General features: G+C 40.5%; 22 protein-coding genes and 2 tRNA genes. 12 read left to right on the plus strand and 12 right to left on the minus strand.

All coding sequences use genetic code 11. The features are described from left to right. Positions 1-56: 56 nt before the first annotated feature. From IPM71_01760 to IPM71_01775, 4 genes are all read right to left on the minus strand, one after another. The gene (locus IPM71_01760; protein QQS51475.1) at positions 57-1,211 is read right to left on the minus strand and encodes an acyl-CoA dehydrogenase family protein; all 1,155 of its coding nucleotides are present in this window, start codon (positions 1,209-1,211) and stop codon (positions 57-59) included. Between the two features lie 4 nt (positions 1,212-1,215). After that, a complete protein-coding gene (locus tag IPM71_01765) occupies positions 1,216-3,192 on the minus strand; it encodes an ATP-grasp domain-containing protein (protein QQS51476.1) in 1,977 nt (658 codons plus the stop codon). A gap of 90 nt (positions 3,193-3,282) precedes the next feature. After that, the gene (locus IPM71_01770; GenBank protein ID QQS51477.1) at positions 3,283-4,056 is read right to left on the minus strand and encodes an enoyl-CoA hydratase/isomerase family protein; all 774 of its coding nucleotides are present in this window, start codon (positions 4,054-4,056) and stop codon (positions 3,283-3,285) included. Positions 4,057-4,094: 38 nt separating this feature from the next. Continuing rightward, positions 4,095-5,654, minus strand: a complete 1,560-nt coding sequence (locus IPM71_01775) for a methylcrotonoyl-CoA carboxylase (GenBank protein QQS51478.1) — start codon at positions 5,652-5,654, stop codon at positions 4,095-4,097. 118 nt (positions 5,655-5,772) lie between these two features. Here IPM71_01775 and IPM71_01780 point away from each other — a divergent pair, with 118 nt between their 5' ends. Beyond that, positions 5,773-6,258: a redoxin domain-containing protein gene (locus tag IPM71_01780; GenBank protein QQS51479.1), complete on the plus strand. Its 486-nt coding sequence runs from the start codon at positions 5,773-5,775 to the stop codon at positions 6,256-6,258. Beyond that, positions 6,255-6,857, plus strand: coding sequence for a thioredoxin family protein (locus IPM71_01785; GenBank protein ID QQS51480.1), 603 nt, complete (start codon positions 6,255-6,257; stop codon positions 6,855-6,857). Before IPM71_01780 ends, IPM71_01785 begins: the two co-directional genes overlap by 4 nt. A 77-nt stretch (positions 6,858-6,934) precedes the next feature. Here the strand turns inward: IPM71_01785 and IPM71_01790 are convergent, their stop codons facing one another. From IPM71_01790 to IPM71_01805, 4 genes are all read right to left on the minus strand, one after another. Continuing rightward, complete coding sequence (locus IPM71_01790; protein QQS51481.1) at positions 6,935-7,939, minus strand: T9SS type A sorting domain-containing protein; 1,005 nt, start codon at positions 7,937-7,939, stop codon at positions 6,935-6,937. A 72-nt stretch (positions 7,940-8,011) separates the two neighbouring features. After that, positions 8,012-8,758 carry an NTP transferase domain-containing protein gene (locus IPM71_01795; GenBank protein QQS51482.1) on the minus strand — a complete coding sequence of 249 codons (747 nt, stop codon included), beginning with the start codon at positions 8,756-8,758 and terminating at the stop codon, positions 8,012-8,014. 172 nt (positions 8,759-8,930) lie between these two features. Continuing rightward, entirely contained in the window at positions 8,931-10,442 is a 1,512-nt protein-coding gene (locus IPM71_01800; protein ID QQS51483.1) for a phosphotransferase, read from the minus strand. Continuing rightward, complete coding sequence (locus IPM71_01805) at positions 10,379-11,791, minus strand: aspartate aminotransferase family protein (protein ID QQS51484.1); 1,413 nt, start codon at positions 11,789-11,791, stop codon at positions 10,379-10,381. Before IPM71_01805 ends, IPM71_01800 begins: the two co-directional genes overlap by 64 nt. Positions 11,792-11,913: 122 nt before the next feature. Here IPM71_01805 and IPM71_01810 point away from each other — a divergent pair, with 122 nt between their 5' ends. Continuing rightward, entirely contained in the window at positions 11,914-12,369 is a 456-nt protein-coding gene (locus IPM71_01810) for a hypothetical protein (GenBank protein ID QQS51485.1), read from the plus strand. Between the two features lie 6 nt (positions 12,370-12,375). Here the strand turns inward: IPM71_01810 and IPM71_01815 are convergent, their stop codons facing one another. From IPM71_01815 to IPM71_01830, 4 genes are all read right to left on the minus strand, one after another. Then, positions 12,376-13,056, minus strand: a complete 681-nt coding sequence (locus tag IPM71_01815) for a leucyl/phenylalanyl-tRNA--protein transferase (GenBank protein ID QQS51486.1) — start codon at positions 13,054-13,056, stop codon at positions 12,376-12,378. 148 nt (positions 13,057-13,204) lie between these two features. Next, positions 13,205-13,288 (minus strand) — tRNA-Leu (locus IPM71_01820). Positions 13,289-13,382: 94 nt separating this feature from the next. After that, positions 13,383-13,466: transfer RNA gene (locus tag IPM71_01825), tRNA-Leu, on the minus strand. Between the two features lie 363 nt (positions 13,467-13,829). Continuing rightward, positions 13,830-14,546 (minus strand): PKD domain-containing protein, encoded by a 717-nt coding sequence (locus IPM71_01830; protein ID QQS51487.1) that lies wholly within the window; start codon positions 14,544-14,546, stop codon positions 13,830-13,832. 299 nt (positions 14,547-14,845) lie between these two features. Between IPM71_01830 and thrS the strand changes: the two genes are divergently transcribed. The 9 genes from thrS to gltA all read left to right on the plus strand — a co-directional run bounded on the left by thrS (position 14,846) and on the right by gltA (position 24,268). Beyond that, on the plus strand, positions 14,846-16,792 hold the full coding sequence (gene thrS / locus IPM71_01835) for a threonine--tRNA ligase (protein QQS51488.1): 1,947 nt from the start codon (positions 14,846-14,848) through the stop codon (positions 16,790-16,792). Positions 16,793-16,815: 23 nt separating this feature from the next. Further along, positions 16,816-17,397: a translation initiation factor IF-3 gene (locus IPM71_01840; protein ID QQS51489.1), complete on the plus strand. Its 582-nt coding sequence runs from the start codon at positions 16,816-16,818 to the stop codon at positions 17,395-17,397. Between the two features lie 18 nt (positions 17,398-17,415). Next, positions 17,416-17,613 carry a 50S ribosomal protein L35 gene (gene rpmI, locus IPM71_01845; protein ID QQS51490.1) on the plus strand — a complete coding sequence of 66 codons (198 nt, stop codon included), beginning with the start codon at positions 17,416-17,418 and terminating at the stop codon, positions 17,611-17,613. A gap of 89 nt (positions 17,614-17,702) precedes the next feature. Next, positions 17,703-18,047: a 50S ribosomal protein L20 gene (gene rplT / locus IPM71_01850; GenBank protein ID QQS51491.1), complete on the plus strand. Its 345-nt coding sequence runs from the start codon at positions 17,703-17,705 to the stop codon at positions 18,045-18,047. Between the two features lie 104 nt (positions 18,048-18,151). Next, entirely contained in the window at positions 18,152-18,874 is a 723-nt protein-coding gene (dapB, locus tag IPM71_01855; GenBank protein QQS51492.1) for a 4-hydroxy-tetrahydrodipicolinate reductase, read from the plus strand. A 25-nt stretch (positions 18,875-18,899) separates the two neighbouring features. Continuing rightward, positions 18,900-20,234 carry a signal peptidase I gene (lepB, locus tag IPM71_01860; GenBank protein QQS51493.1) on the plus strand — a complete coding sequence of 445 codons (1,335 nt, stop codon included), beginning with the start codon at positions 18,900-18,902 and terminating at the stop codon, positions 20,232-20,234. Positions 20,235-20,313: 79 nt separating this feature from the next. Continuing rightward, entirely contained in the window at positions 20,314-21,717 is a 1,404-nt protein-coding gene (locus IPM71_01865; GenBank protein ID QQS51494.1) for a S26 family signal peptidase, read from the plus strand. 252 nt (positions 21,718-21,969) lie between these two features. Continuing rightward, positions 21,970-22,797, plus strand: a complete 828-nt coding sequence (locus tag IPM71_01870; GenBank protein QQS51495.1) for a sulfide/dihydroorotate dehydrogenase-like FAD/NAD-binding protein — start codon at positions 21,970-21,972, stop codon at positions 22,795-22,797. Between the two features lie 4 nt (positions 22,798-22,801). Then, positions 22,802-24,268, plus strand: a complete 1,467-nt coding sequence (gene gltA, locus IPM71_01875) for an NADPH-dependent glutamate synthase (GenBank protein QQS51496.1) — start codon at positions 22,802-22,804, stop codon at positions 24,266-24,268. The last annotated feature ends 121 nt before the right edge of the window (positions 24,269-24,389 follow it).

Here is a 24,389-nt window from a genome sequence, read left to right on the forward strand (position 1 = left end):
TTGATTATAATATTAAGTATAAGGCAATCAACTAAAAATTGATTGTGTTCACACTATCACTCGCTGTCTTTCATGATCTTACGGGAAATCACAAGACGAAGAATTTCTGATGTACCTTCTCCAATTTCCAATAATTTCTGGTCGCGGTAAAAGCGTTCGATATGGTTTTCTTTTAAAAATCCATAACCACCAAAAATCTGCATAGCCTCATTCACCACGTCACGAGCAATTTCAGAACAATAAAGCTTGGACATGGCAGCCTGCTTGCCATACTCCTTTCCTGTGTCTTTTAGCCAGCATGCGTTATAGAGCGAATTGCGGGCATGCTCAATTTTCATAGCCATATCGGCCAGTTTGAAGGAAATAGTTTGAAAATGACTAATAGGTTTACCAAACTGTACTCTTTTTTTCGAATAGGCTTTAGCCATAGCATAAGCACCTTCGGCCAAACCAAGTCCCATGGCAGCCACCGAAAGGCGGCCTGAATCGAGGGTCTTGAGCATAATCTTGCTTCCCTGCCCACGAACTCCCAAAAGATTTTCTTCGGGCACCTCGCAATTTTTAAATTTAAGTTCTGCATTATTTACCGCTCGCCATAAGAGCTTGCCATGCATAGTGTCTCCAGTAAAACCAGAGGTATTACGATCGACCAATATTGCCGAAAGTTCTTTTTTATCGTTGAAAGTATCTGTAATTGCCAGTATGGTAATTCCATTGGTTATTTCGGAATATCCATTGGTAATAAAAATTTTGTGCCCGTTAACCGTATATTTTCCATCCTTATTATCAGCAATTGTCTCCACTCCAAGGGCATCTGAACCTGCATTGCGCTCTGTTAAACCAAAAGCCCACAGATTTTGTCCTGTGCATAAATCGGGCAACCGGCTGGCTTTTTGTTTTTCATTGCCAAATTCAAGTATGGGGCCAACACCCAAAGAATTGTGCGCAGTAAGGCAGGCTGCCACCGAACTGTCGACTTTGGCAAGCTCTTCTACCACCATAATATACGAAAGGGTATCTTTTCCCTGTCCACCATATTGCTTAGGCACCTGCATACCAAATACCTTTAGCTCTCCAAGCTTCCTGATGATATCAACCGGGAATTCTTCGGCTTCGTCGTACTTTGAAATTACAGGTTTTACTTCCTGCTCGGCAAATTCACGAACTAAATTCTTTAATTTAAGATGCTCGTCGTTAATCAGAATGTTCATATAATTATACGGTTGTATTAATAAGTATAAGGCGCATGTTTTCTGCAACCTGATGGCCTTCTTCTACAAATATCTGTTCAATTCTGCCCTCGGTGGGTGCCAGAATATTGTTTTCAGTTTTCATCGATTCGATAGTCATGAGCAAATCGCCCTTACGCACTTCATCCTCCGGTTGCACTTTTATCGAAAGTATTTTACCAAATAAGGGGGATAAAACCTGGTTCGCAGGAATAATTTCAGTTTTTCCATCGAGCAATCTATTTGTATGTGCCATGCTCAGCACACTCTCTGTCTGTAATTTCCAAACATGCCCATTGTAAAAATACCATTCAAAATCATCTTTATTGGACTTTGCATGAAAAACTGTGTATAGAGCGCCGTTTAAAATCAACACCAATGTGTTCTCAGCAAGCTTAACTATGTTTACCTCAAATCTACGATTATGGCATTCAAATTTAAAATTGTATCCCTTAGAACTTAAGAGTGAAAGGGTATATTCTTCTTCGTCTATTTTTATTTTAAGCTTTCGCAGCAAATTATCAGGACCTAACCTTTCCCATAAATTGCCTTTCTCTGAGTTTTTTGTGAAATGCCTGTACATAAAAGCAGCAACAATTGGATAAATCTCTATTTCTTCTAGTCTTTTTTCATCCTGACCTTGAAAAACAGGATGTTGATTTTCAAGAAATACTGTAGAAACATTATTCTTCCGATAATGCTTATCCTGAACTATTTGCTGCAAGTAACTGATATTTGAAGTAATCCCTAGCATAACCAATTCCGAAAGTTTCTGGCTCAACAAATCAATCGCTTCGTAGCGGTTGGCTCCATGCACCACCAGTTTTCCGAGTAAGGAATCGAAGTGGGGAGTAACAGGTGTATTCTGTTCGATGTAAGTATCAAAGCGCACATTTGTGGGCACCTTTAAGAAACTAATCTTCCCTGCCGAAGGTCTGAAATTATTCCAGGGATCTTCGGCATAAATGCGTGCTTCGATGGAGTGACCTTTGACGGATAGTTGTTTAATAGCTTTCGAAAATGCTTTTCCATTGGCTATGTTGATCTGCTCCTCCACAATATCTACACCTGTAATCATTTCGGTTACGGCATGTTCTACCTGTATACGCGTATTCATCTCGAGAAACCAGAAATTTTCGCCACTCACCAGAAATTCAACGGTACCAGCTCCTGTATAATTCAGTTGGGCAGCAAAACGAACTGCTGCTGCATGTAATTTTTCTCTTAATTCAGAAGATATCCCTGGCGCAGGTGCCTCTTCAATTACTTTCTGGTGATTACGTTGCAGGCTGCATTCACGCTCGAAGAGATGAACGATTTCGCCATGCTCATTTCCGAGAATTTGTACTTCGATGTGGCGGGCATTCTCGAGGTAAGGTTCAAGCATCAGCTCATCGTTGCCAAAATATTGCAAAGCTTCGCGCCTGGCCGATTCGATGAGTAAATGAAAAGATTGGGCATCGCGTGCAATTTTTAAACCCTTTCCCCCACCACCTGCCACAGCTTTAATTAACACAGGAAAAGAAATCGATTCGGGGTTTGGCAGGGCTAAATTATTGAGGCTTTCACCTTCCAACACTGGCACAAGGGCTTCGCGGGCTACTTGTTTGGCTTTCGATTTCAACCCCATCAGACGAATAACGGCACTCGACGGACCAATGAACTTAATCTTGTTTTCTTCACAGGCTAGAGCAAACAAATGGTTTTCGGATAAAAACCCGTATCCCGGATGAATGGCATCGCAACGCAAATCGAGAGCCACCTGTACAAGTTTTTGAATGTTTAAAAAATTGTCGGAAAGTGGCCCAGAACCTAAATCAAACGAGAAATTAGCTTCGCGCACATAAGAAACATCTTTTTCATCAGCATGGTAAACCGCAACACTTTCAATGCCTAAGCTCGAAAGTGTTTTTATGATTCGCCTTGCTATGGTTCCCCGGTTTGCAACTAATACTCTTTTCATATACGATTTGAAAGTGCCTTCATGTTTAGAAATATAGCACATTTAACAGGCGTAATCACTACTTTGTTCAACTATTAGCTGTGGTTTTGTTTAATCTTTTCCAAAAAACCTCGAAAGCAGGTTCTGCGACTCCTTACTCTTAATGAGCGAAGCTATAAGCTTGCTTGCTTCGCTGAACTTTTCCGACGATATGGTGCCTTGCTCCACCATGCGAAACAGGTTTTTTATACTCCGTATTGCAGGCCTTGGCTGGGTAAGCAACAATTCTGTAAGAGTTTGGTAATTCAGGGCTTGTGTGTCAGCTTTTACTACCTCATCGACCAGCGAAATGGAGGCAGCATAATTTTCATCAAAGCGCTCACCGGTTAGAAAAAGCTTCTTCGCTTTCGAGGGTCCAATGCGCTGTATTGCATAGGGTGCTATTGTAGCTGGCACCAAGCCAAGCTTAATTTCACTGAAGGAAAAGGTAGTTCCGGGAGCACTCATTACATAATCGCAAGCCGAAAAAAGGCCTATTCCTCCCCCATAAACAGTTCCATGCACCATGGCAATAGTAATTTGGGGTAAATGGTAAAGCATACTTAGCATTTTGCCCAACTCAGAAAATTCATCACTTATTTTTTCTTCTGACAAAAGGCTCATGCTTTGAATCCAGTTTAAATCGGCCCCTGCGCAAAAGCTTTGTCCTTTGCCCACAATATTTAAAATTACTACTTCGGAATTCAAGGCTAACTCAGCAAATGCCTCCTGCAATTCGGCAATCATAAGTGGATTGAGTGCATTTCGCTTTTCTGGTCTGTTGAGCTTCAGTATAACAAGCGGTCCGTTGTTAAATATCTCAAGGGTCTGGAAATTTGTTTTCATTGGAAAATATTATGTTTTTAATGGTCTACTAAAACTGCTTACATTCTAAAGATACCGAAATTATTTTTCTGTTCTTCCTTTCTGTAAACCACCGAAAACAATAAGCCAAGCACCTTACGGGTATCCTTGGGGTCGACAATGCCATCGTCCCAAAGCCTTGATGTGCTATAATAAACAGTACTCTCTTTTTCGAATTGCTTTACAAGGTCGTTGCCTTTTGCACCTATGGATTCAAGCACTTGCTGCGCCTGAATACCTCCCATCACTGAGATTTTAGAATTGGGCCACATCAGCAAAAAATCGGGATCGAATGCTCTGCCTGCCATGGCATAATTTCCGGCACCGTAGGATCCACCGAATACCAGTGTAATCTTTGGTACCCTGGCATTGGCCACAGCATGAATCAGCTTTGCTCCATCACGGGCAATTCCTTTGTGTTCATGCGATTTTCCGACTATAAAACCTGTGATATTTTGAAGAAACAAAAGGGGAATGTTTCTAAACTCGCATAGTTCGATAAAATGAGCACCTTTCAGAGCACTCTCAGAATTTAGAAAGCCATTGTTAGCAATAATACCCACATTCTTCCCATACAAATGTGCAAAACCAGTCACCAGGGTCTTACCGTATTCACTCTTAAACTCATGAAAGCGACTTCCATCGACCACCCGGGCAATTAGCTCATAAGGATTGATGGATTTTTTTAAATCGGAAGTAATCAGGCCATAAAGCTCATGAAGGGGGTACACAGGTTCTTCTGAAACAACTTGCAATTCTTCAAGCTTTCGGATATGCAGTGTTTCAAAAATATTACGGCATATACGTAAGGCATCCGTATCGCTTTCTGCCAGGTAATCTGCTACCCCTGACACCTTGGTATGAACTTCACCACCGCCAAGCTCCTCAGCAGTAACCTCCTCGCCGGTAGCGGCTTTTACTAGTGGCGGACCACCAATAAAAATGGTACCCTGGTTACGCACAATAATAGTTTCATCGCTCATGGCTGGTATGTAGGCTCCCCCAGCTGTGCAAGAACCCATTACCACCGATATCTGCGGAACCCCTGCAGCAGATAAACGGGCCTGGTTAAAAAAAATGCGTCCAAAATCAAAGCGGTCGGGAAATACTTCGGCCTGCTGGGGCAAAAAGATACCTCCAGAATCTACCAAATACACACAGGGCAATTGATTCTGCCAGGCTATTTCCTGGGCGCGTATGTGTTTTTTAATGGTTTCACGAATGTATGTTCCTCCCTTCACTGTGGCATCATTGGCTACAATTACTGCGGGCTTGCCAGCAATCACGCCTATTCCCGTAACAATACCTGCCGAAGGAAAACTATTGTCGTATTGATCAATCGCTGCCAGCGCGGACAATTCAAAAAATGGAGTTTGTGGATCGATTAAAAGACTAATTCGTTCGCGGGCCAATAGCTTACCACGTTGAACGTGCTTTTCAATGGAATCAGTATTCGAATGATTCACAGCAGCTTGCAGTCTGGCCCTGTAATCATCAAGCACCTGATTAAAATGGAAGTAATTACTTTTATACTGTTCCGAATTGATATCGAGTGTGCTTTCAATTTCTTTGTAGCTCATTTTCTCTTCGATTATGAAACAAATTAACACTTTTTCCTGGTTTATGTTTATGAAATCATTAACACCTGTCTCGAAAACTTCTGTTCGACGGGTTTGTTAACCAGTAAAACCATTTGGTATGAAACAGTTTATATTTCTCCTTTTCCTTTGCATCTCGCTTCTAACTCCTCTCAAAAGCCAGAAAATAACTACCATGAGTTTCGATGAACTGGAACCCTACCTGCACAGGCAATCTGATTCGCTTTTCATGATTCACTTTTGGGCTACCTGGTGTGTACCTTGTGTGAAGGAAATGCCTGTCATACAAAAGGTGGCAAATGAACACGCCCACTTGAAATTAAGTATCCTATTGGTTAGCCTTGACATGCCCAACCAATTGGAAACAAGACTTATACCCTTTATCGACAAATACCAGATTAAATCCAACGTAGTGTTGTTGAATGATCCTGATTTCAATAGTTGGATTGATAAGGTAAGTACCGATTGGGGAGGTGGAATTCCGGCCACGCTCTTTTATTCACAAAAGCACCGCAACTTCTACGAACAAAGTTTTGAGTATGAAGAACTAAATCAGATTATATCCACTAATATTAAAGAATTATGAAAGCAACCACCACAATTTTAGCATTGCTCTTTTTTAACTTTTTGAACGCGCAGGAAGGATACAAAGTTGGCGATCAAGCTATCGATTTTAGCTTAAAGAATGTAGACGGTAAAATGGTAAGTCTTAAAGATTACCCCAATGCACAGGGTTTTGTTGTAATCTTTACTTGCAACCATTGCCCCTATTCAATTGCATACCAGGATCGAATAATTGAACTTGATAAAAAATACAAACAGTTAGGCTATCCGGTAATTGCTATTAATCCGAACGATACCAGCATTGTGCCAGGAGATTCATTCGAAGGCATGGTTGTGAGGGCAAAAGAAAAGGCATTCACCTTTCCATATCTGAGAGATGAAACACAGGAAATTGCTAACGCCTATGGAGCGCAGCGCACACCTCATGTGTATCTGCTGAAAAAAGAAAAAGATAAACTAATAGTGCGCTACATTGGTGCCATCGACGACAATTACCAGGATGAATCGGCAGTGAACCAACCCTACCTAAGTAATGCAATAGATGCCTTGTTAAAAAATGAAAATCCAAACCCCGAATTTACCAAAGCCATTGGCTGCAGCGTGAAACGAAAAACATTATAATACCAAAGAAGCAATATAAAAAAGGCTGAATCAGTACTCCTGAATCAGCCTTTTCTAATTTGAGTTCGAACTAAGTGCTATTGCTTATACACTTTCTGAACAAAATTGATGCTATTGCCTGATATATGCAAAATATAAGCTCCAGGCGCCAAATGAGCAATATCGAGTTGAGTTTCCCCTACCGCATTGTTTTGAACCTGAGAATATACTTTTCGCCCATTGATATCGAACAGTTGAATCTGAACAGGGTGATCATACTTCTCTGTAAATCTTATAGTAATAATATCTTTTGCTACACTCGGAAAAACGCTGATTAAATTATCAGAGATAGGAGAATTAAAAGATGTCCCGCCGGCACTTTTAAGTGTTAAAGTTCCAAATACATCGGCATTTTGCCAAGCACGGTTCTGATCGGCTGATGAGAGATTGACTAGTCCGATAAAATTCTCTCTTCCGTTTGTCTCGTCGTTATCGCAATAGGCCATGGAAAAACCCATTTCCTTATCCCCTTCAAGACTTATAGGGGTATTGCTGCCAGACTGGTTGTAACTATCGTCAAAAATTTTTATTGCCATTTCCCAGTAATGGGTATTGCCACTGGAGCGTATAAAAGTTTCTACATGGCCGTTATAAAGCATCGGACTTCCCGACAGGTTTAAATCAACAACATCGTAAAACATGCTTACATGGTAAGCAAAAGCATTGTAGTTATTCTGATGATCACCACCTGATTTATCTTCATCAACAAAAACCTCCAGGCAATCATCTTCCCAATATTGGTCGGTAGCATTTGTGTGATCATCGGAAAAAATATTGTCGTTAATTTCAGCAAAAACCAATAACCTGTCAGAAGTCCATGCAAGCTTTACCCTGCCTGAGAAATCAGAAGTCGATACTGTAGTCCCATAAGGAAGCCAGACATATTGCAAATCGTACCAGATTGCCTCATCCCAATAGGCTTCATCGCTCATACCGTCTATGGTATAATTATCAGCTGCAACAGCTTCAAATGAATCGGGATAAACAGCAAAAATGGGAAGGCTTAATAAGAATGAGAAGATAATAGTAAATATTTTATTCATGAAATTAGGTTTTGGTTATAATCACTACAAATGAACAGGAAGCTTGTAACTGTTGGTTGTCCTTATTTTTTTCTATGTAAAAATACCTTTTAATATCGATTTATATTCATCCGATGCAAGAATTGAGGGTAGTTTCTCAGCACGGCCAAACTCAAGCCACAAACCATCAGTATGATCAAACATCTTAATGTTCTCCATTTCTGCCAAACGCAAATAAAGATCGATAATAGAAAAGGCGCCTGTCTCTTTCATTAGTGAAAAAATTCTGGTGTTAAGCAGATGTATTCCACTAAATCCATAAGCTTGTTCCGGGGTGCGGCCTTGAACGTTTTTCTGTTGCCCGCTTTGGTTGTTTCTCCACCCGGCCAGATTTCCTTGTTGATCGAACAATAGGCTACGGCTGGTTTCGCGCGTCCGCACTGCCAGGGTAGCCAGGGATTTATTCCTGTTGTGTTGGGCAATCATAGCGGTCAGATCCAGGTCAGAAAGAATATCCACTGCCATGAGCACAAAATCATGCTCCCCTTGAAAAAAAGGTGCTGCATTTTTGAGTCCTCCTCCGGTATCGAGCAGTAGATTACTTTCGTCGGAAATGGAAATCTTATAACCCTGGCTGTTTTTTAAATTGGCATAATCTATTAGCTGCTGCGCAAAATGATGCGCATTGATCACAATCTCGTCAATGCCATGTTTGAGTAAAAAAGCAATGGCAAGGTCCATCATCGAATAATCACCCAGACTTACCAGGGCTTTTGGCATATGATCGGTTAAAGGCCTAAGCCTGGTGCCGATTCCTGCAGCCAATATCATGCCTTTCATTGAGTTCTTTTTGTATTGGGGTGAGTAGATGAAATTTGAAATTAGGCCATGTTAAAACTAAATTTTTTCTGGTTTGCAAAGATGCTTTTTATCCGTAGCGGTCGATTTGCATTTCTTGCACTCATATTTACCTTCTTTTTTCAGCATAGCCCTTTTCTTCTCAGGCTCTTTTTTACACATGGTCTTGGTCATACTGCTCCCGGATATTTAATTCGCGATGAAATAACCGCAGGTGCACATCAAAGTTCATTTTTAAATGCAAAAACAATCTCTCTGCACAATAAACCGAACGATGCCTGCCTCCTGTACATCCGAAATTAACTGCCAAATGATTAAAATTCCTTTGTTGGTACTTTCTGATGGTAGCGTCAATTATCGAAGAAACAGAGCTGAGAAATTCGCTTGTTTCACGCTCTTCTTCAAGAAATCTCTTTACTTCATGATCCCTTCCAGTAAGAAGTTTATACTCCTCATGCATTCCGGGATTATTCAAATTCCGGCAATCGAACACATATCCACCGCCATTTCCAGACCAATCGTCGGGAATCCCCTTCCGGTAGGAGAAACTGGTAATGCTTATGGTAAGCTTCTCAACTTCCTTTGGATGGTGAAACCTATCGCGAATGGAAGCAATGGATTCAATTATTGAGCAGATATAGGGGAAACGATCCTGAATGATTTCCTGTGCTGCAACCCATTGCAAGTTGTCGATGGCCGGATTAATGCTTTGCACAAAAAAGGCTTTCTTTTCGAAAATGCCTCTGTAACCATAAGCCCCAAAAGCCTGCAGCAAGCGAATCAGAACAAAGGCAGGGTAATAAAACAAAAATTCTTCGCGCTTAAAAAAGCTGTGTTGACCAAACACTTCCAGATAATAATCGAGAATTTCGTTGCGGAAAGAATTTGAAAGATTTGTTTTCGATTCAAACAAAAGCGAAGCGAGGTCGTATTGCAATGCTCCCCGACGTCCTCCTTGAAAATCGATAAACCAGGGCTCATCATCATACCACATAATATTGCGCGACTGAAAATCGCGAAAAAGAAAATAATCTGAAGGTGCCTGGAGTAAGAATTCAATTAATTTTTGAAATTCATCTTCAAGTTGTTGCTCATGAAAAGAAACATAAGTAGTCTTAAGAAAAAAATACTTGAAGTAATTCAAATCCCATTGCATCGACTGGCGGCCAAAAGACTCGCGCGGGTAGCAAACAGAAAAATCAAGATTGGCGGCCGACTTATACTGAAGTACAGGCATCTGATCCACCACTTTTTTATACTTCGCAAGCAATTGTGCCTCATTCGTGTTGGAGTTGCTCACGAATTCGAAAAGTGACATATTGCCTAAATCCTGTTGCAGATAGATTCCTTTCTCAGTATCCTTAAAATAAACTTCGGGTACATTCACGCCATGATTTCTGAGGTGGGAAGCCAAATAATGAAAAGCGTAGTTTTCAGGCTTATCGTCGTTGTATGTACCTATCACTTTTCCTGCCGGTCCCTCAATTCGAAAATACATCCGGTTCGAACCCGACAATGGTAAGCGGGTAACCGAAGAGGCTTTTACCTTTTTCACACTTTCGTAAGCACCAAAAAAAAGCTCGTTCAATTCCTGAATATTCATCAATTCTGGTTTAATCCTTCTGCCGATATACTGATTATTTTCCAGGCTTCTTGAATATGCCATTCAGTAACCCTGGTTTGTCCACATACAAATCGCAGCGCAAAGGTATCATTGATAAGCGTATGCGAAAGAAATATTTTTCCCGATGCATTAATTTTTTCCAACAATGCATGGTTGATTGAATTTAGTTCCGAGGCTTTCCCTTTGCAATAACGGAAACAAACTACATTCAGGTTACGAGGCAACAACAATTCAAAGTCTGGAGCGCTCTTCACCAGAGTCTCAAACATTTTACCCAGTTCAATATGGTTCCGTAGCATTGACTGTAATCCCTCCACACCAAACGAGCGGATCACGAACCATAGTTTCAACGACCGGAATCGTCGCCCTAACTGAATCCCCCAATTGCTGTAATCCAAGTCGCTGCTCTCAGCAGTTTGCAAATAAGCAGGTACAAGGCTAAATGTTCGGGTAAGATCTTCGTGGTTTTTTACAAAAAATGCCGAGCAATCGAAATTCGTAAACAGCCATTTATGCGGATTAAAAACAAGACTATCCGCCATTTCCAATCCTATAATGCTTTCTCTGAATTCGGGCAAAATCAGTGCATTCCCCGAATAGGCCGCATCGATATGATACCAGATATTGTAAACTTGGGCGATGCGACCAATTTCGTCCAGCTTGTCTATGGAACCGCTGCCTGTGGTACCAAGTGCGCCTACTATACAGGTGGGTACATAACCCATGCGCAGGTCGGATTGAATTGCCTCTTCCAGTTTTTGGGTTATCATTCTAAAATCATTGTCAACCTCTATCCTAACCAGGTTCTTACTTCCTAAACCCGCAATGCGAACAGCCTTTTCTATCGAAGAGTGAGCTTCGGAAGAACAATAAACCCGATACTTACGCCCGTCGTGTCCGTTTTCATTTACCGAATAACCTGTTACCTTTTCTCTTGCAGCTAATAGGGCACAAAGTGTAGAAACGGAGGCTGTATCCATTATTACACCTTTGTATTCATTGGGCAAGCCAATTAATTCGCGTAACCACACCATCATGATCCGCTCGAGTTCGGTGGCAGCCGGAGAAGTTATCCATTTCATCCCCTGCACTCCCAATCCTGCCGTGAGCAGTTCGGCCAGTACCGATGGATAACTGTTGTTAGCCGGAAAATAGGCATGAAAACCAGGGTGCTGCCAATGTGTAATTCCTGGCATGATTATACGCTCAAAATCGCTAACGATGCTCTCAAATGTTTCTCCGGCTTTTGGAGCACTTTTAGGCAGAAGAGCCTCAATGGAACCTGGACTAATATTCGGCTTAACCGGGAATTGCTCAATATCAGTAAAGTAACGTTGCAACCATTCTATCATTGAATGTCCTGCTTTGGTAAAATCATCGAGCTTGTTCATGAGTTTATTGCTATTTTCGAACAAAAATTATTACTATTACATCGAAGTTGGAAATGAAATTCTTAACAAAGCATTGCAGTAACAACTTTAATTAATAAATTTAATGCAAATCCATTTCAACCATGAGATTAGAAATCTATGATTCCAAGGATCTGAATTTTGTAGAATTAAATATTACAGGTGGCAATGATACACTTATTCGTTGCGACAAGGAATCGAAATTTATAGACAGTGTGGTTTTTAATGTGTTTACTCCTTGCTTTGAAAATGCCAATAAACTCTATGAGTACTATGGGCCTACTAAATACAATGCCCGCAAAATAATTCCTCTCCGTAACGAACTTATTACTTTTCGCGACAAACTAAAAGCTCTCGCCTCGGTGAAGGAATTTGATGCCATGGTATCTGAACATTTTCTTGGAAGGGAGTTTCTTGAGGAGCTTCAAAAAAACTTGCCTGATTATACAAAAAACTGGAGCGCTTATCGCGATTCTTTAGTTAAACTTAATATCGAGCTTATTACCATTACCGAAAAATGTGCCGATGAGGAAAGAATCCTCTGGGTAGTTGGATATTAATTCTTGTTACAATTTCATTTCTTCCACTTTCCATTTTCCCTTCATTGTCGGGCATTTTATTGCCTCCGAAAGCTTGTCTAAAAATTCGTTTCGAGGCATTTCTTTTGCACCCAAACTGCGCAAATGACTGGTTGGTTGCTGGGCATCGATAAAATGATAACCAAAATACCTGCACCAGCTTACCAAATGGTAAAAAGCAAACTTGCTACTGTTGGGTTCGAGGAAAAACATCGATTCGCCAAAAAATGCCTTACCGAGCGAAACGCCATACAGGCCACCCGCCAGTTCTCCATTATAAAAGGCTTCGAAAGAATGTGCCAGCCCCATCCGGTGTAATTCGACATAGGCGTTTCTCATTTCAATGGTAATCCAGGTTCCACCTTGTCCAGGCCTGTCCTTTATTCTGCAATGTTCTATGACATCTCTAAAGCAAGTATCGATTCTTATTTCGAATTTTTCGCCCACTACAATTTGCTTTAAACTTTTAGTGAGTCGTAATTCATCTGGAACCAATACCATCCGTGGATTTGGACTCCACCAAAGAATAGGATCATTTTCGTTAAACCACGGAAATACTCCCTGCGAATAAGCCGATATCAAAAAATCGGCTGACAACTCTCCCCCCACCGCAATTAAACCTTCATCATCTGCCTTTCGGGGATCTGGAAACTGCACTACACTATTCATAGTATATGGCTTCTTTGAGTAATACCTTGGGTAATAGGCTAATTTATTTAATAAAGAATTAGAATTGAGAATTGGGTTGTTTTCTTAAAGAAAAACTTTCGAACAACAATTCATAAAAAAAGCTGAACCCAATATGGATTCAGCTTTGTGCCCAGGACAGGATTTGAACCTGCACAACCTTGCGGTCGCCAGCCCCTCAAGCTGGTGCGTCTACCAATTTCGCCACCTGGGCTTTTTAATTAGTTCAAAGTTCAAAGTTAAATGTTTTTATTCAACCCGAAAACTTTAAACTTTGAACCTTGAACTTGAACTTGAACATAATCGCGTGCCCAGAACAGGACTCGAACCTGCACAATCTTGCGATCACTAGTCCCTGAAACTAGCGCGTCTACCAATTTCGCCATCTGGGCTTATTTCATTTCTCAAACAAAGTGGTTTTCAAATATTCCAACTCTTTTTGAGCCTATCACGGTTGGCGAGAGCTCGAACAAAAAGTGTTCTCGGTTTCGCCATCTGGGCTTATTTCATTTCTCAAACAAAGTGGTTTTCAAATATTCCAACTCTTTTTGAGCCTATCACGGTTGGCGAGAGCTCGAACAAAAAGTGTTCTCGGTTTCGCCTTCTTGGCTTGCACGTCTCAGTTGCCTGTTCAGTGGGGGTGCAAATTTATAAATATTCTTTAAAAATATATCTGGCACACGATTTTTTTTAATAAAGAAAAGGGCAGCCTATAAAGACTGCCCTATGGCAATTAATCTATGCAAACCTAAAACCTATTTCTTTACAGCTTCTTGTTTTTCTTTTAGTGTTCTCTTTTGACTTGTTTGCTTCACCTCGCGAACTGTTATTTTCTCATTAGCCGATTTAAAGTATTGTGGATCGTAATCGACATACGCGGTGAAAATGTTATGTTTAGCATGTTCCAGGGGCAAAGTTTTTATGAAGTTTATATCTTCAGCAGCTAATGTGTAGTTGTTGTAATAATTATTGACAACATCGATGTAAAAAATCTCTGAGCGCATACCTTTAAAAATCACCGCACCGTAAGAATCGGAATAACCTCTTGCAACAGGTTGGTAAAAATTATTATAATCGAATTCACTGGCATAAACCACAACATTGGCATTGGGAATCAGATTTCCTGAATAGTACTCAACAACCTCAACTTCAAGCGTTGTTTCGTAAACTTCAATGGTCATATAGGCATAATCGACACGATTACCATAATAGGCAGCGAGTCTTACCTCGTAAAGTCCTTCGTTTAAATAATAGTGCGAAGGAGAAGGCAGTGAGGAAAAAGTTCCATCACCAAAGTCCCATTCATACCTGCTGGCATTTGTTGAATAATTCGAAAAGTATACCGACTCACCGGGTATTACTAAATCGTAGTTAACCTGAAATGCAGCATAGGGATTTTCTATACTTGAATCGATTACGCAGCTATTTAGAAGGAGTACTGCGGCGGCTATTATGAGTAATATTCTTTTCATGGCTTTATGATTTAATCGTTATGTATGGTTTTTTTTCAAAACATGTGCCAAAAATAATATTGTATTGATTATTCTTCTAATAAAGAAGGTCAAATCGTTGGTTTTTAAATCGATATAAAATGTATTATTCCTACAAAATAGTTACATGAAGTTAAATACAATACCTGCTCTTACGATTATCATTTACCTTTTGTTGCTAATACATTACCTTAAAAAGCAAACAGAAGATCAAACTTTTTGAAACCAGAAATACAGTAATATTTCTATCTTTGCCTTCCGAAAAAATGAACTCAATTACAATGATACAAATTACATTTCCAGATAGCAGTATCCGAGAATTCTCTGAAGGGGTGAATGGCCTCGATATTGCCAAAAGCCTAAGTAACAGCCTTGCAAAAGAAGTAGTGGCGGTAAGTGTAGACGAAGAAATTTGGGATACCACCCGCCCTATCAATAAAAATGCACATATAAAATTACATAAATTTGATACCCCTGAGGGTAAACATGCTTTCTGGCATTCATCGGCCCACCTGATGGCCGAGGCAATTGAAATCCTCTATCCAGGCACAAAATTTGGTATTGGCCCAGCCATTGAAAATGGCTTTTATTACGACATCGAACCCGCGAATGGAAAAGTAATTACTGAGGCTGATCTGACAGAGATTGAGGCAAAAATGAAAGAATTAGCCTCTCAAAAAAATGTTTACAACAGGCGCGAAATAGGAAAAGCAGAAGTATTGGATTTGTTCAAGAAAAAGGGCGATTACTACAAGTGCGAATTAATTGAAGAACTGGAAGATGGAACCATCACACTGTATTCGCAAGGTAGTTTCACCGATTTATGTCGTGGCCCTCACCTGCCCGACACTGGTTTTATTAAAGCTATAAAACTATTAAGTGTAGCAGGTGCTTATTGGCGTGGCGATGAAAAACGTCCCCAATTGACCCGGATTTATGGCATTACCTTCCCGAAACAAGCCATGCTCGACGAATACCTCGAAAAACTGGAACAAGCCAAAGCCAGAGATCATAGAAAACTAGGAAAAGAACTCGAATTATTCACTTTTTCAGCACGTGTAGGACAGGGATTGCCATTATGGTTGCCAAAAGGTGCAGCCCTGAGAGAACGTCTACAGGAGTTTTTAAAAAGAGTACAAAAGAAACATGGATACGATCTTGTGATGACCCCGCATATAGGTCAAAAAGAATTGTATGTGATATCGGGCCATTATGAGAAATATGGAAAAGACTCTTTCAAACCTATTACAACACCACAGGAAGGAGAAGAGTTTTTACTCAAACCCATGAACTGTCCCCATCACTGCGAAATTTACAGAAGCAAACCTCACTCATACAAAGACCTGCCCATTCGATATGCCGAATTCGGTACAGTATACAGATACGAACAAAGTGGCGAATTACATGGTCTTACCCGGGTTCGTGGCTTTACTCAGGACGATGCACATATTTTCTGCCGGCCTGATCAACTCAAAGACGAGTTTAAAAAAGTAATCGACATCATTCTGTATATATTCAAAACACTTGATTTTGCTGACTTTGTTACTCAAGTATCGTTACGTGATAAGGTGAATCGCGAAAAATATATCGGATCGGATGAGAATTGGGACAAAGCCGAAAAGGCCATCATTGAGGCCGCCAATGAAAAGGGATTAAAAACAGTAGTAGAATATGGCGAAGCCGCTTTCTATGGACCTAAACTCGATTTTATGGTAAAAGATGCCATCGGACGTACCTGGCAGCTTGGCACCATACAGGTAGATTATAATCTGCCAGAACGTTTTGAACTTGAATACATTGGAAGCGACGACCAACGACACAGACCGGTGATGATTCACCGCGCTCCATTTGGATCCATGGAACGATTTGTAGCCGTACTCATTGAGCATACTGCAGGTAAATTTCCCTTGTGGCTTACACCCGATCAGGCCATTGTTTTACCCATCAGCGAAAAATATCAGGATTATGCAGAAAATGTTTTAAAATTTCTAAATAATTCCGATATTCGCACCCTGATTGACGAAAGGGCTGAAAAGATAGGTAGAAAAATACGCGATGCAGAGCTAAAGCGCATTCCATACCTTATCATTGTTGGTGAAAAGGAAGCTGAAAACAACACAATTTCGGTGCGCAGACAGGGTGAAGGCGACAAAGGATCGATGACACTTTCTGATTTTATCGAATTGGTTTCGGGTGAAATCAAACAGCAAACAGCAGAAATAGAATAGTTTAAACATAACATTAGGAGGAATTGACCATAGCGGGACCATACAACAGAGGGCCACAGAGACCCCCATTACGCCAAAAACAAGAGCCACTACACAAGATCAACGATAAAATCAGGGCGAAAACAGTAAGGGTAGTAGGCGACAACCTTAAAGAGCCAGGCGTTTATTCCATTGAGGAAGCATTAAAACTGGCCGATACTTATGAACTTGATTTGGTGGAAATATCGCCCAATGCAGATCCCCCCGTGTGCAAGGTAGTTGACTACCAGAAGTTTCTTTATCAGCAGAAAAAGAAACAGAAGGAAATGAAGTCAAATGCTGTAAAAATTGTTGTAAAAGAGATTCGCTTCGGCCCTCATACTGATGAACACGATTACAACTTTAAAGTAAAACATGCCATCAAATTTTTACAAGAAGGTGCAAAAGTAAAGGCCTATGTGTTTTTTAAAGGCCGCACGATAGTGTACAAAGAAGATGGTGAAATATTGTTATTGAGGTTCGCGCAAGACCTCGAAGAATATGGCAAAGTAGAGCAACTCCCAAAACTCGAAGGAAAAAGGATGACCATTATGCTCTCGGCCAAACAAGTAAAAAAGAAGAATTAATTTTTTTAAATAGTAGCTATGCCGAAAATGAAAACAAATTCCGGGGCTAAAAAGCGTTTTTCGCTTACCGGTTCTGGAAAAATTAAAAGAAAGCATGCTTTCAAAAGTCACATTTTAACCAAGAAATCGACAAAGCGCAAGCGTAACCTTACCTACGATGGTCAGGTGCACAAAGCCGATGAGAAAAACGTGAAACTTTTGTTAGCGCTTAAGTAAGCAATAATTAGTATTAACTGAGTGTTTTAGCTCCAAAGAGTTCTTCGGTAAAACGAACGAAACGCTAGACATTCCAAAAAAGTAGAAAAATGCCAAGGTCAGTAAATGCAGTAGCCTCAAGAGCCAGAAGAAAGAAAATCTTAAGCCGCACCAGAGGTCAGTTTGGAAGAAGAAAAAATGTATGGACGGTTGCCAAAAACTCCTGGGAGAAAGGTCAACAATATGCCTACAGAGACAGAAGAAGTAAAAAACGTCTTTTCCGTGGTTTATGGATTCAGCGTATCAATGCTGGCGTAAGACAATACGATATGTCTTATTCTGTATTCATCGGAAAACTCAATAACGCCGGAATTGAGCTAAACCGCAAAGTGTTAGCCGATTTGGCGATGAATCATCCAGCAGCTTTCGAGGCTGTGGTGAAAGCAGTGAAATAGTAAACCTGTTAATATATCATAAAGGGAAGCAATTACTTGCTTCCCTTTTTTATTTTTACAAAAAATTAAATCGGATCTGCAATTAGCAAATAAATAAACTACTCATGAATATTGCGCTTATTGGATATGGCAAGATGGGGAAAACCATCGAACGTATTGCTCTGGAAAGAAAGCATAAAATTGTTTTAATTATCGACGAAAACAATGCTTCGGATTTAAACTCAGAAAATCTCAAAAAGGCTGATGTAGCTATCGACTTTTCATTACCATCCAGTGCCTACAACAATATACTCACCTGTTTTTCTGCTGATGTACCCGTAGTGTGCGGTACTACCGGATGGCTCGAAAAGAAACAAGAGGTTATTGAGCAAGCGAATAAAGAAAGAAAAACATTTTTCTACGCTTCAAATTATAGTATCGGCGTTAATGTCTTCTTTCAGTTAAACAAGTATCTGGCTTCGCTGATGAATAAGGTGCAAGGCTATGAAGTAAGCATGGAAGAAATTCATCATATACACAAACTCGATGCTCCCAGCGGTACAGCCTTAAGCCTGGCCGAAGATATCATTGACCAAATCGAATACAAAGAAAAATGGGTGTTAAATGAACCCTCTTCAAAAAAAACTGTAGGCATAAAGGCCATACGCAAAGGTGAAGTTCCAGGTACTCATAGTGTAAACTACCATTCAGAGGTAGATTTTATTCAAATTCAGCACGTTGCCCACAGCAGAGAAGGCTTTGCCATGGGAGCTGTGATGGCAGCAGAATATATAATAGGCAAAACTGGTTACCACACCATGGATAACCTTCTTCGTTTAGGTTACTGATTCTTCACATAACTGAAAAATCCGAATGCCCCGACTCCTAAGCTTAGAGAAAAAAAAATTTACATTAAAAGCATTCCTGAAACTGCTTGTAAGTTCTATTATATATACTCTTTGGGTACTTTGGATTGAAAACTTATGGTTACTCTTCGGAATAATCATTTTAGTAGATATTCATATCACACATTTTGTGCATTGGCGATTTTGGCGAAAAAAGCAAGAGAACGGACGATACAAAACTTTAGGTGAGTTAATTGATGTGATTGTGCTGGCACTTTTTGTAACGCTTCTTTTTAAGTTGTTTTTTATTGAAATCTATTCCATTCCAACTTCATCGATGGAAAAAACCTTGCAGGTGGGCGATTATATTTTAGTGAACAAATTAAGCTATGGACCACGAATGCCTATAACCCCAATAGCTTTGCCAGGTTTTATCAATAGAATCTCCTCGAAAGAAGACCACAGCATTTATTGCAAAAAAATTCAACTCCCCTATAAGCGATTAAAGGGCTTTTCGAAAATTCAACATGAGGATATTATTGTTTTTAATTACCCTATTGCTGATTCTGCTTTAAGCACAAACCCCAAAAGAATTTTTAGAAAAAAAGCCACCCAGACTGAATCGGTAACAGAATCTATTCCAATAGATAAACGCAAGAACTATATCAAACGGGTAATCGCCCTTCCGGGTGATACTTTACGAATTCATCATGGCTATGCGTTTGTGAACCAGGTAAGGGAAAGAAAGCATCCCAGTTACCAGTTTAATTACCAGGCTAAACCTCCAAAAAATGCAAATGTCGAAGCTATTTTCAGTTTGCTGGGCATCTCGAATTACGATATCAGCCTGAACGAGTACAATGGAGTATATGAATTCCCCTTGACGCAAAAAATGTATCAAACTCTGATCGATTCGACCTATTTTAAAGCCATCACAAGGAGAGAAACTATTAATCCCGGAGAAACCGCAAAGCATATTTTTCCGTCTCAGAATAGCTTTCGCTGGACCGAAGATAATTTTGGTCCTTTATTCGTACCCTACAAAGGAATGACCGTTTTTCTGGATGAAGATAATCTTGCTCTCTACCGGCGAATTATAGAGGTATATGAGAAAAATACCGTTCAGGAACAAAATAATTTAATTTACCTGAATGGTCATGTAAAACAAACCTATACCTTTAAGCTCAATTATTATTTTGTGATGGGCGACAACCGCCATAATTCGAACGATTCGAGATTTTGGGGATTTGTGCCTGAGGATCATATTATTGGAAAGGCTGCCATGATCTGGTTGTCAGTAGATCAAAATAAACCCTTCCCAAAAAATATTCAGCGCTACAGATTGTTGAAATGGATTGAATAGTACACCATGAAGAATTAAAATTACCTGCAACTGAATGCTCATTTCAAAACAACAAATTATTTAATACACTCAAGATAGAATGAAAGATTTTTTTAACCAATTCGATCGAAAAACAAAAATCAGAGGTGGTTTTGCTATCCTGGTATATTTACTATGGGTAATATGGCTGGGTAACTACTTTTTCCTTGTAGGACTTGCAGTAGTTTTTGACATGTATTTCACGAAAAAAGTAAACTGGAGCCCCTGGAAAAAACGCGAAGGCAAAAATCCGGCCCTTGTAGAATGGCTTGATGCTCTCATTTTTGCAGTAATTGCTGTAACGATTATTAACATTTTCCTGTTTCAGAATTATAAGATCCCAACCGGCTCCATGGAAAAATCGCTGCAGATTGGTGATCATCTCTATGTAAGTAAAGTGGCTTACGGGCCAAGAATTCCTAATACACCCATTGCGCTTCCTTTTATGCAGCATACCATTCCGGGTACCCAGAAAAAATCTTACATCGATTGGCCCTCGTGGGACTATAAACGACTAAAAGGATTTTCGAAGGTAAAGCGCTTTGATCCGGTAGTATTTAATTTTCCTGCCGGAGATACAGTTTGCATCGAGCAACAAAACGTAAGTTACTATTCCATTGTACGTGATCGGATGGTTGAGTTGAAATCGAGCGATGCTCAAAACAATCAACCTGCCAAAACCGACCAGCAATATTATGCCCAGGCCCGAAGCGAAGTATGGAAACACTTTACCATTGTAGTGCGTCCGGTTGACAAAAAAGATAACTATATTAAAAGGTGTGTGGCAATCGCAGGCGATACCCTGCAAATTATCGACGGAGTAGTTTATATCAACGGAGATAAAGAACCAGATACCGAAGGCCGACAATTTGCTTATAACATTTACACCAATGGAAAGCCGCTCAATAAAAGAACGCTCAATAAATTGGGAGTATATTCCGAAGACCTTAGCCGACAAAATAACGAAGTGTATTATCATGTTCCCCTGACAGATAAAATGAAAGCTGAAGTAGAAACTTACCGTAATGTTGTAGCTGTTGAACGCTTTAATTCGCAAGACTTCTTTCCGAATTACAACATCTTTCCACAGAACCCGCAATATAACTGGACACTCGACAACTTTGGTCCGCTTTATATACCAGCCAAAGGTTCTACCGTTGAACTAAACCTACAAAACCTACCCTTGTACGATTGGGTTATCAGGCAATACGAAAAGAATGATCTGACTGTAACTGACAGCACCATTTATATCAACGGCCAACCTGCTACCAGCTATACTTTTAAAATGGACTATTACTGGATGATGGGAGATAACCGCAACAACAGTCTCGATTCGCGCTATTGGGGTTTTGTGCCGGAGGACCATATCATTGGCCGTCCGCGATTTATTTGGTTATCGGTGCACAAAGAGAAGAATTTCCCTGCCAACATCCAGATTAAGCGTATGTTTAGACCAATTCATTAATTAAACGAAATATATTAGTTTCAAACTAAGAATTAAGAATAATACCCGGGGGAGGTACCTCCCGGGTTTTTCATTCGCATACTTCACAACTATAAAATATTTGTGCTTTAATGATTTTTAAGAAGCAAATGGTAAATAGTACAGAGTGTTGAAAATAGATGACCTAGTAAAAAAAAACAACTTTTATCATCTAAGCTGTAAACGAAATATACTTACTTTCAGGCGCTTTTTGCCAAAACAAATACACAACAGATGCACCAGATTTTACACAAAGAATACCTTTCTGAAAAGGTAGTGAAATTCGAAATCTTAGCACCACAAATAGCTAAAAAACGCATGGCCGGTCATTTTGTTATTGTGAAGATTGGCCAAAAAGGTGAAAGGATTCCGCTAACCATATCGTCGGCCAATTTAAATACGGGCACCATTACACTGATTGTTCAAAAAGTTGGAGTCACCAGCCATAAGCTGGCTATGCTCGAAATAGACGATTACATTACCGATATAGTAGGTCCCCTTGGGCAACCAACACACATAGAGAATTTTGGCACTGTGCTATGTGCAGGGGGCGGTGTGGGTGTAGCTCCTTTATTGCCCATTGTGGAGGAGTTGAAGAAAAAAGGCAACAGAGTTATCACCGTGCTCGCAGCCCGATCAAAAGACCTTGTAATACTTGAAAAAGAAATACGCGCCTCTTCCGATCAGGTAATTATCATGACCGACGATGGAAGCTATGGCAAAAAAGGTCTGGTTACTAATGGTATGGAAGAAGTAATATTGAACCAAAAAATAGACCTTGCCATTACCATTGGCCCTGCCATTATGATGAAGTTCACAAGCCTTCTAACTAAAAAATATATCATTCCAACCCTGGCTAGTTTAAACAGCATTATGGTCGATGGCACCGGAATGTGCGGTGCCTGCAGGGTGTCGGTAAGTAATAAAACAAAATTTGTATGTGTCGATGGGCCTGAATTTGATGCACACCAGATCGATTTCGACGAACTACTTATGCGTTTGGGTGGATACCAGGAAGATGAGATGAAGGCCTTAGATTCTTATTCGAAACTGAATAATTAAAAATATGACAGTGGTCCAAAACTCGAATTCTGGTCGCAATGAACACTGGAGAGTTGAATTACGCGAAAATATCAAAGCAAAAGAACGCAGTGCTATCGAAAGAGTAAAAATGCCCGAAGCAGAAGCACTCACCCGCATAAAAAGCAATGTGGAAGTGAATAGCGGTATTTCGCGCCAACAGGCTCAGCAAGAGGCCAAGCGCTGCCTCGATTGTGCTACTCCAACTTGTATCGATGGTTGCCCTGTTGGTATTGACATACCTGGTTTTATCAAACACATCGAAGCTGGCAACATGGAAGAGGCTGTTCGCACTATGAAAAGAACCAATACTTTTCCGGCAGTATGCGGCCGTGTTTGTCCGCAGGAAGTACAATGCGAGGCAAAATGCACTTATGTTAAAATAAAAAAACCACCCGTAGCAATAGGTTACCTTGAACGCTACATTGCCGATTTCGAGATAGAAAGCTGCAGCACATTTTTACCACGGATAAAACCAGCCAATAACATAAAAGTTGCGGTGGTAGGATCAGGGCCAGCCGGAATGGCGGCTGCAAGTGACCTGGCAAAAAACGGATACGATGTAACAGTATTTGAAGCACTGCACGATTTTGGTGGTGTGCTTCGTTATGGGATACCCGAATTCAGACTGCCCAACTATATTATCGACAGAGAAGTAAACCTGCTTAAACAGATGGGAGTGAAATTTGAAAAGAATTTCATTGTAGGCAAAACAGCCTCTTTCGACGATTTAAAGGAGGAAGGATATCGTGGATTCTTTGTGGGAAGCGGAGCCGGCTTACCTAACTTTATGAATATCCCGGGAGAAAACTACAATGGTATACTATCAGCCAACGAATACCTAACCCGTGTTAACCTCATGGGAGCCAATCAGCCTGGATATGATACCCCAGTATTAAAAGGCACCAATGTAGCAGTTATCGGAGGCGGAAATACAGCAATGGATTCGGTACGTACCGCCCGTAGAATGGGAGCTAAAAGAGCCATGATAATTTACCGTCGTTCGCTCGATGAAATGCCCGCCCGTAAAGAAGAAATTACTCATGCCATCGAAGAAGGTGTTGAAATACATACGCTCACTAATCCTGTGGAATATCTGGCCGATTCGCAAGGACGTGTTAACAGGATGATTGTACAAAAAATGGAACTGGGCGAACCCGACAGCTCAGGACGTAGAAAACCTGTCGCCATAGCCGGATCGGAATACAGCATTGATGTGGACCTGGTAATTGTAAGTGTGGGAGTATCGCCAAATCCAATAATCGCGCAGAGCACACCAGAACTGAAAGTTTCGAAGTGGGGAACCATTGAGGTAGACAATGCCACCATGAAATCGAACCTGCCCGGTATTTTTGCGGGAGGTGATATTGTTCGGGGTGGCGCCACGGTGATACTTGCAATGGGCGATGGCCGTAAGGCAGCCAAAGCTATGGATACATACTTAAAAATATAAGCTGTGTGCTCCTTTCTTGGTGTTCCAACTGGTTCGTCGCACAAATCTTGTAGAAGTGTAAAACGCTTGAGTTCGTATTTAAAAAATCGATATGTATCATTAATTAATAGGTAATGCTGGG

The sequence above is a fragment of the Bacteroidota bacterium genome (genome assembly GCA_016699695.1).
In the GTDB taxonomy this organism is placed as follows: Bacteria; Bacteroidota; Bacteroidia; order Bacteroidales; family UBA10428; genus UBA10428.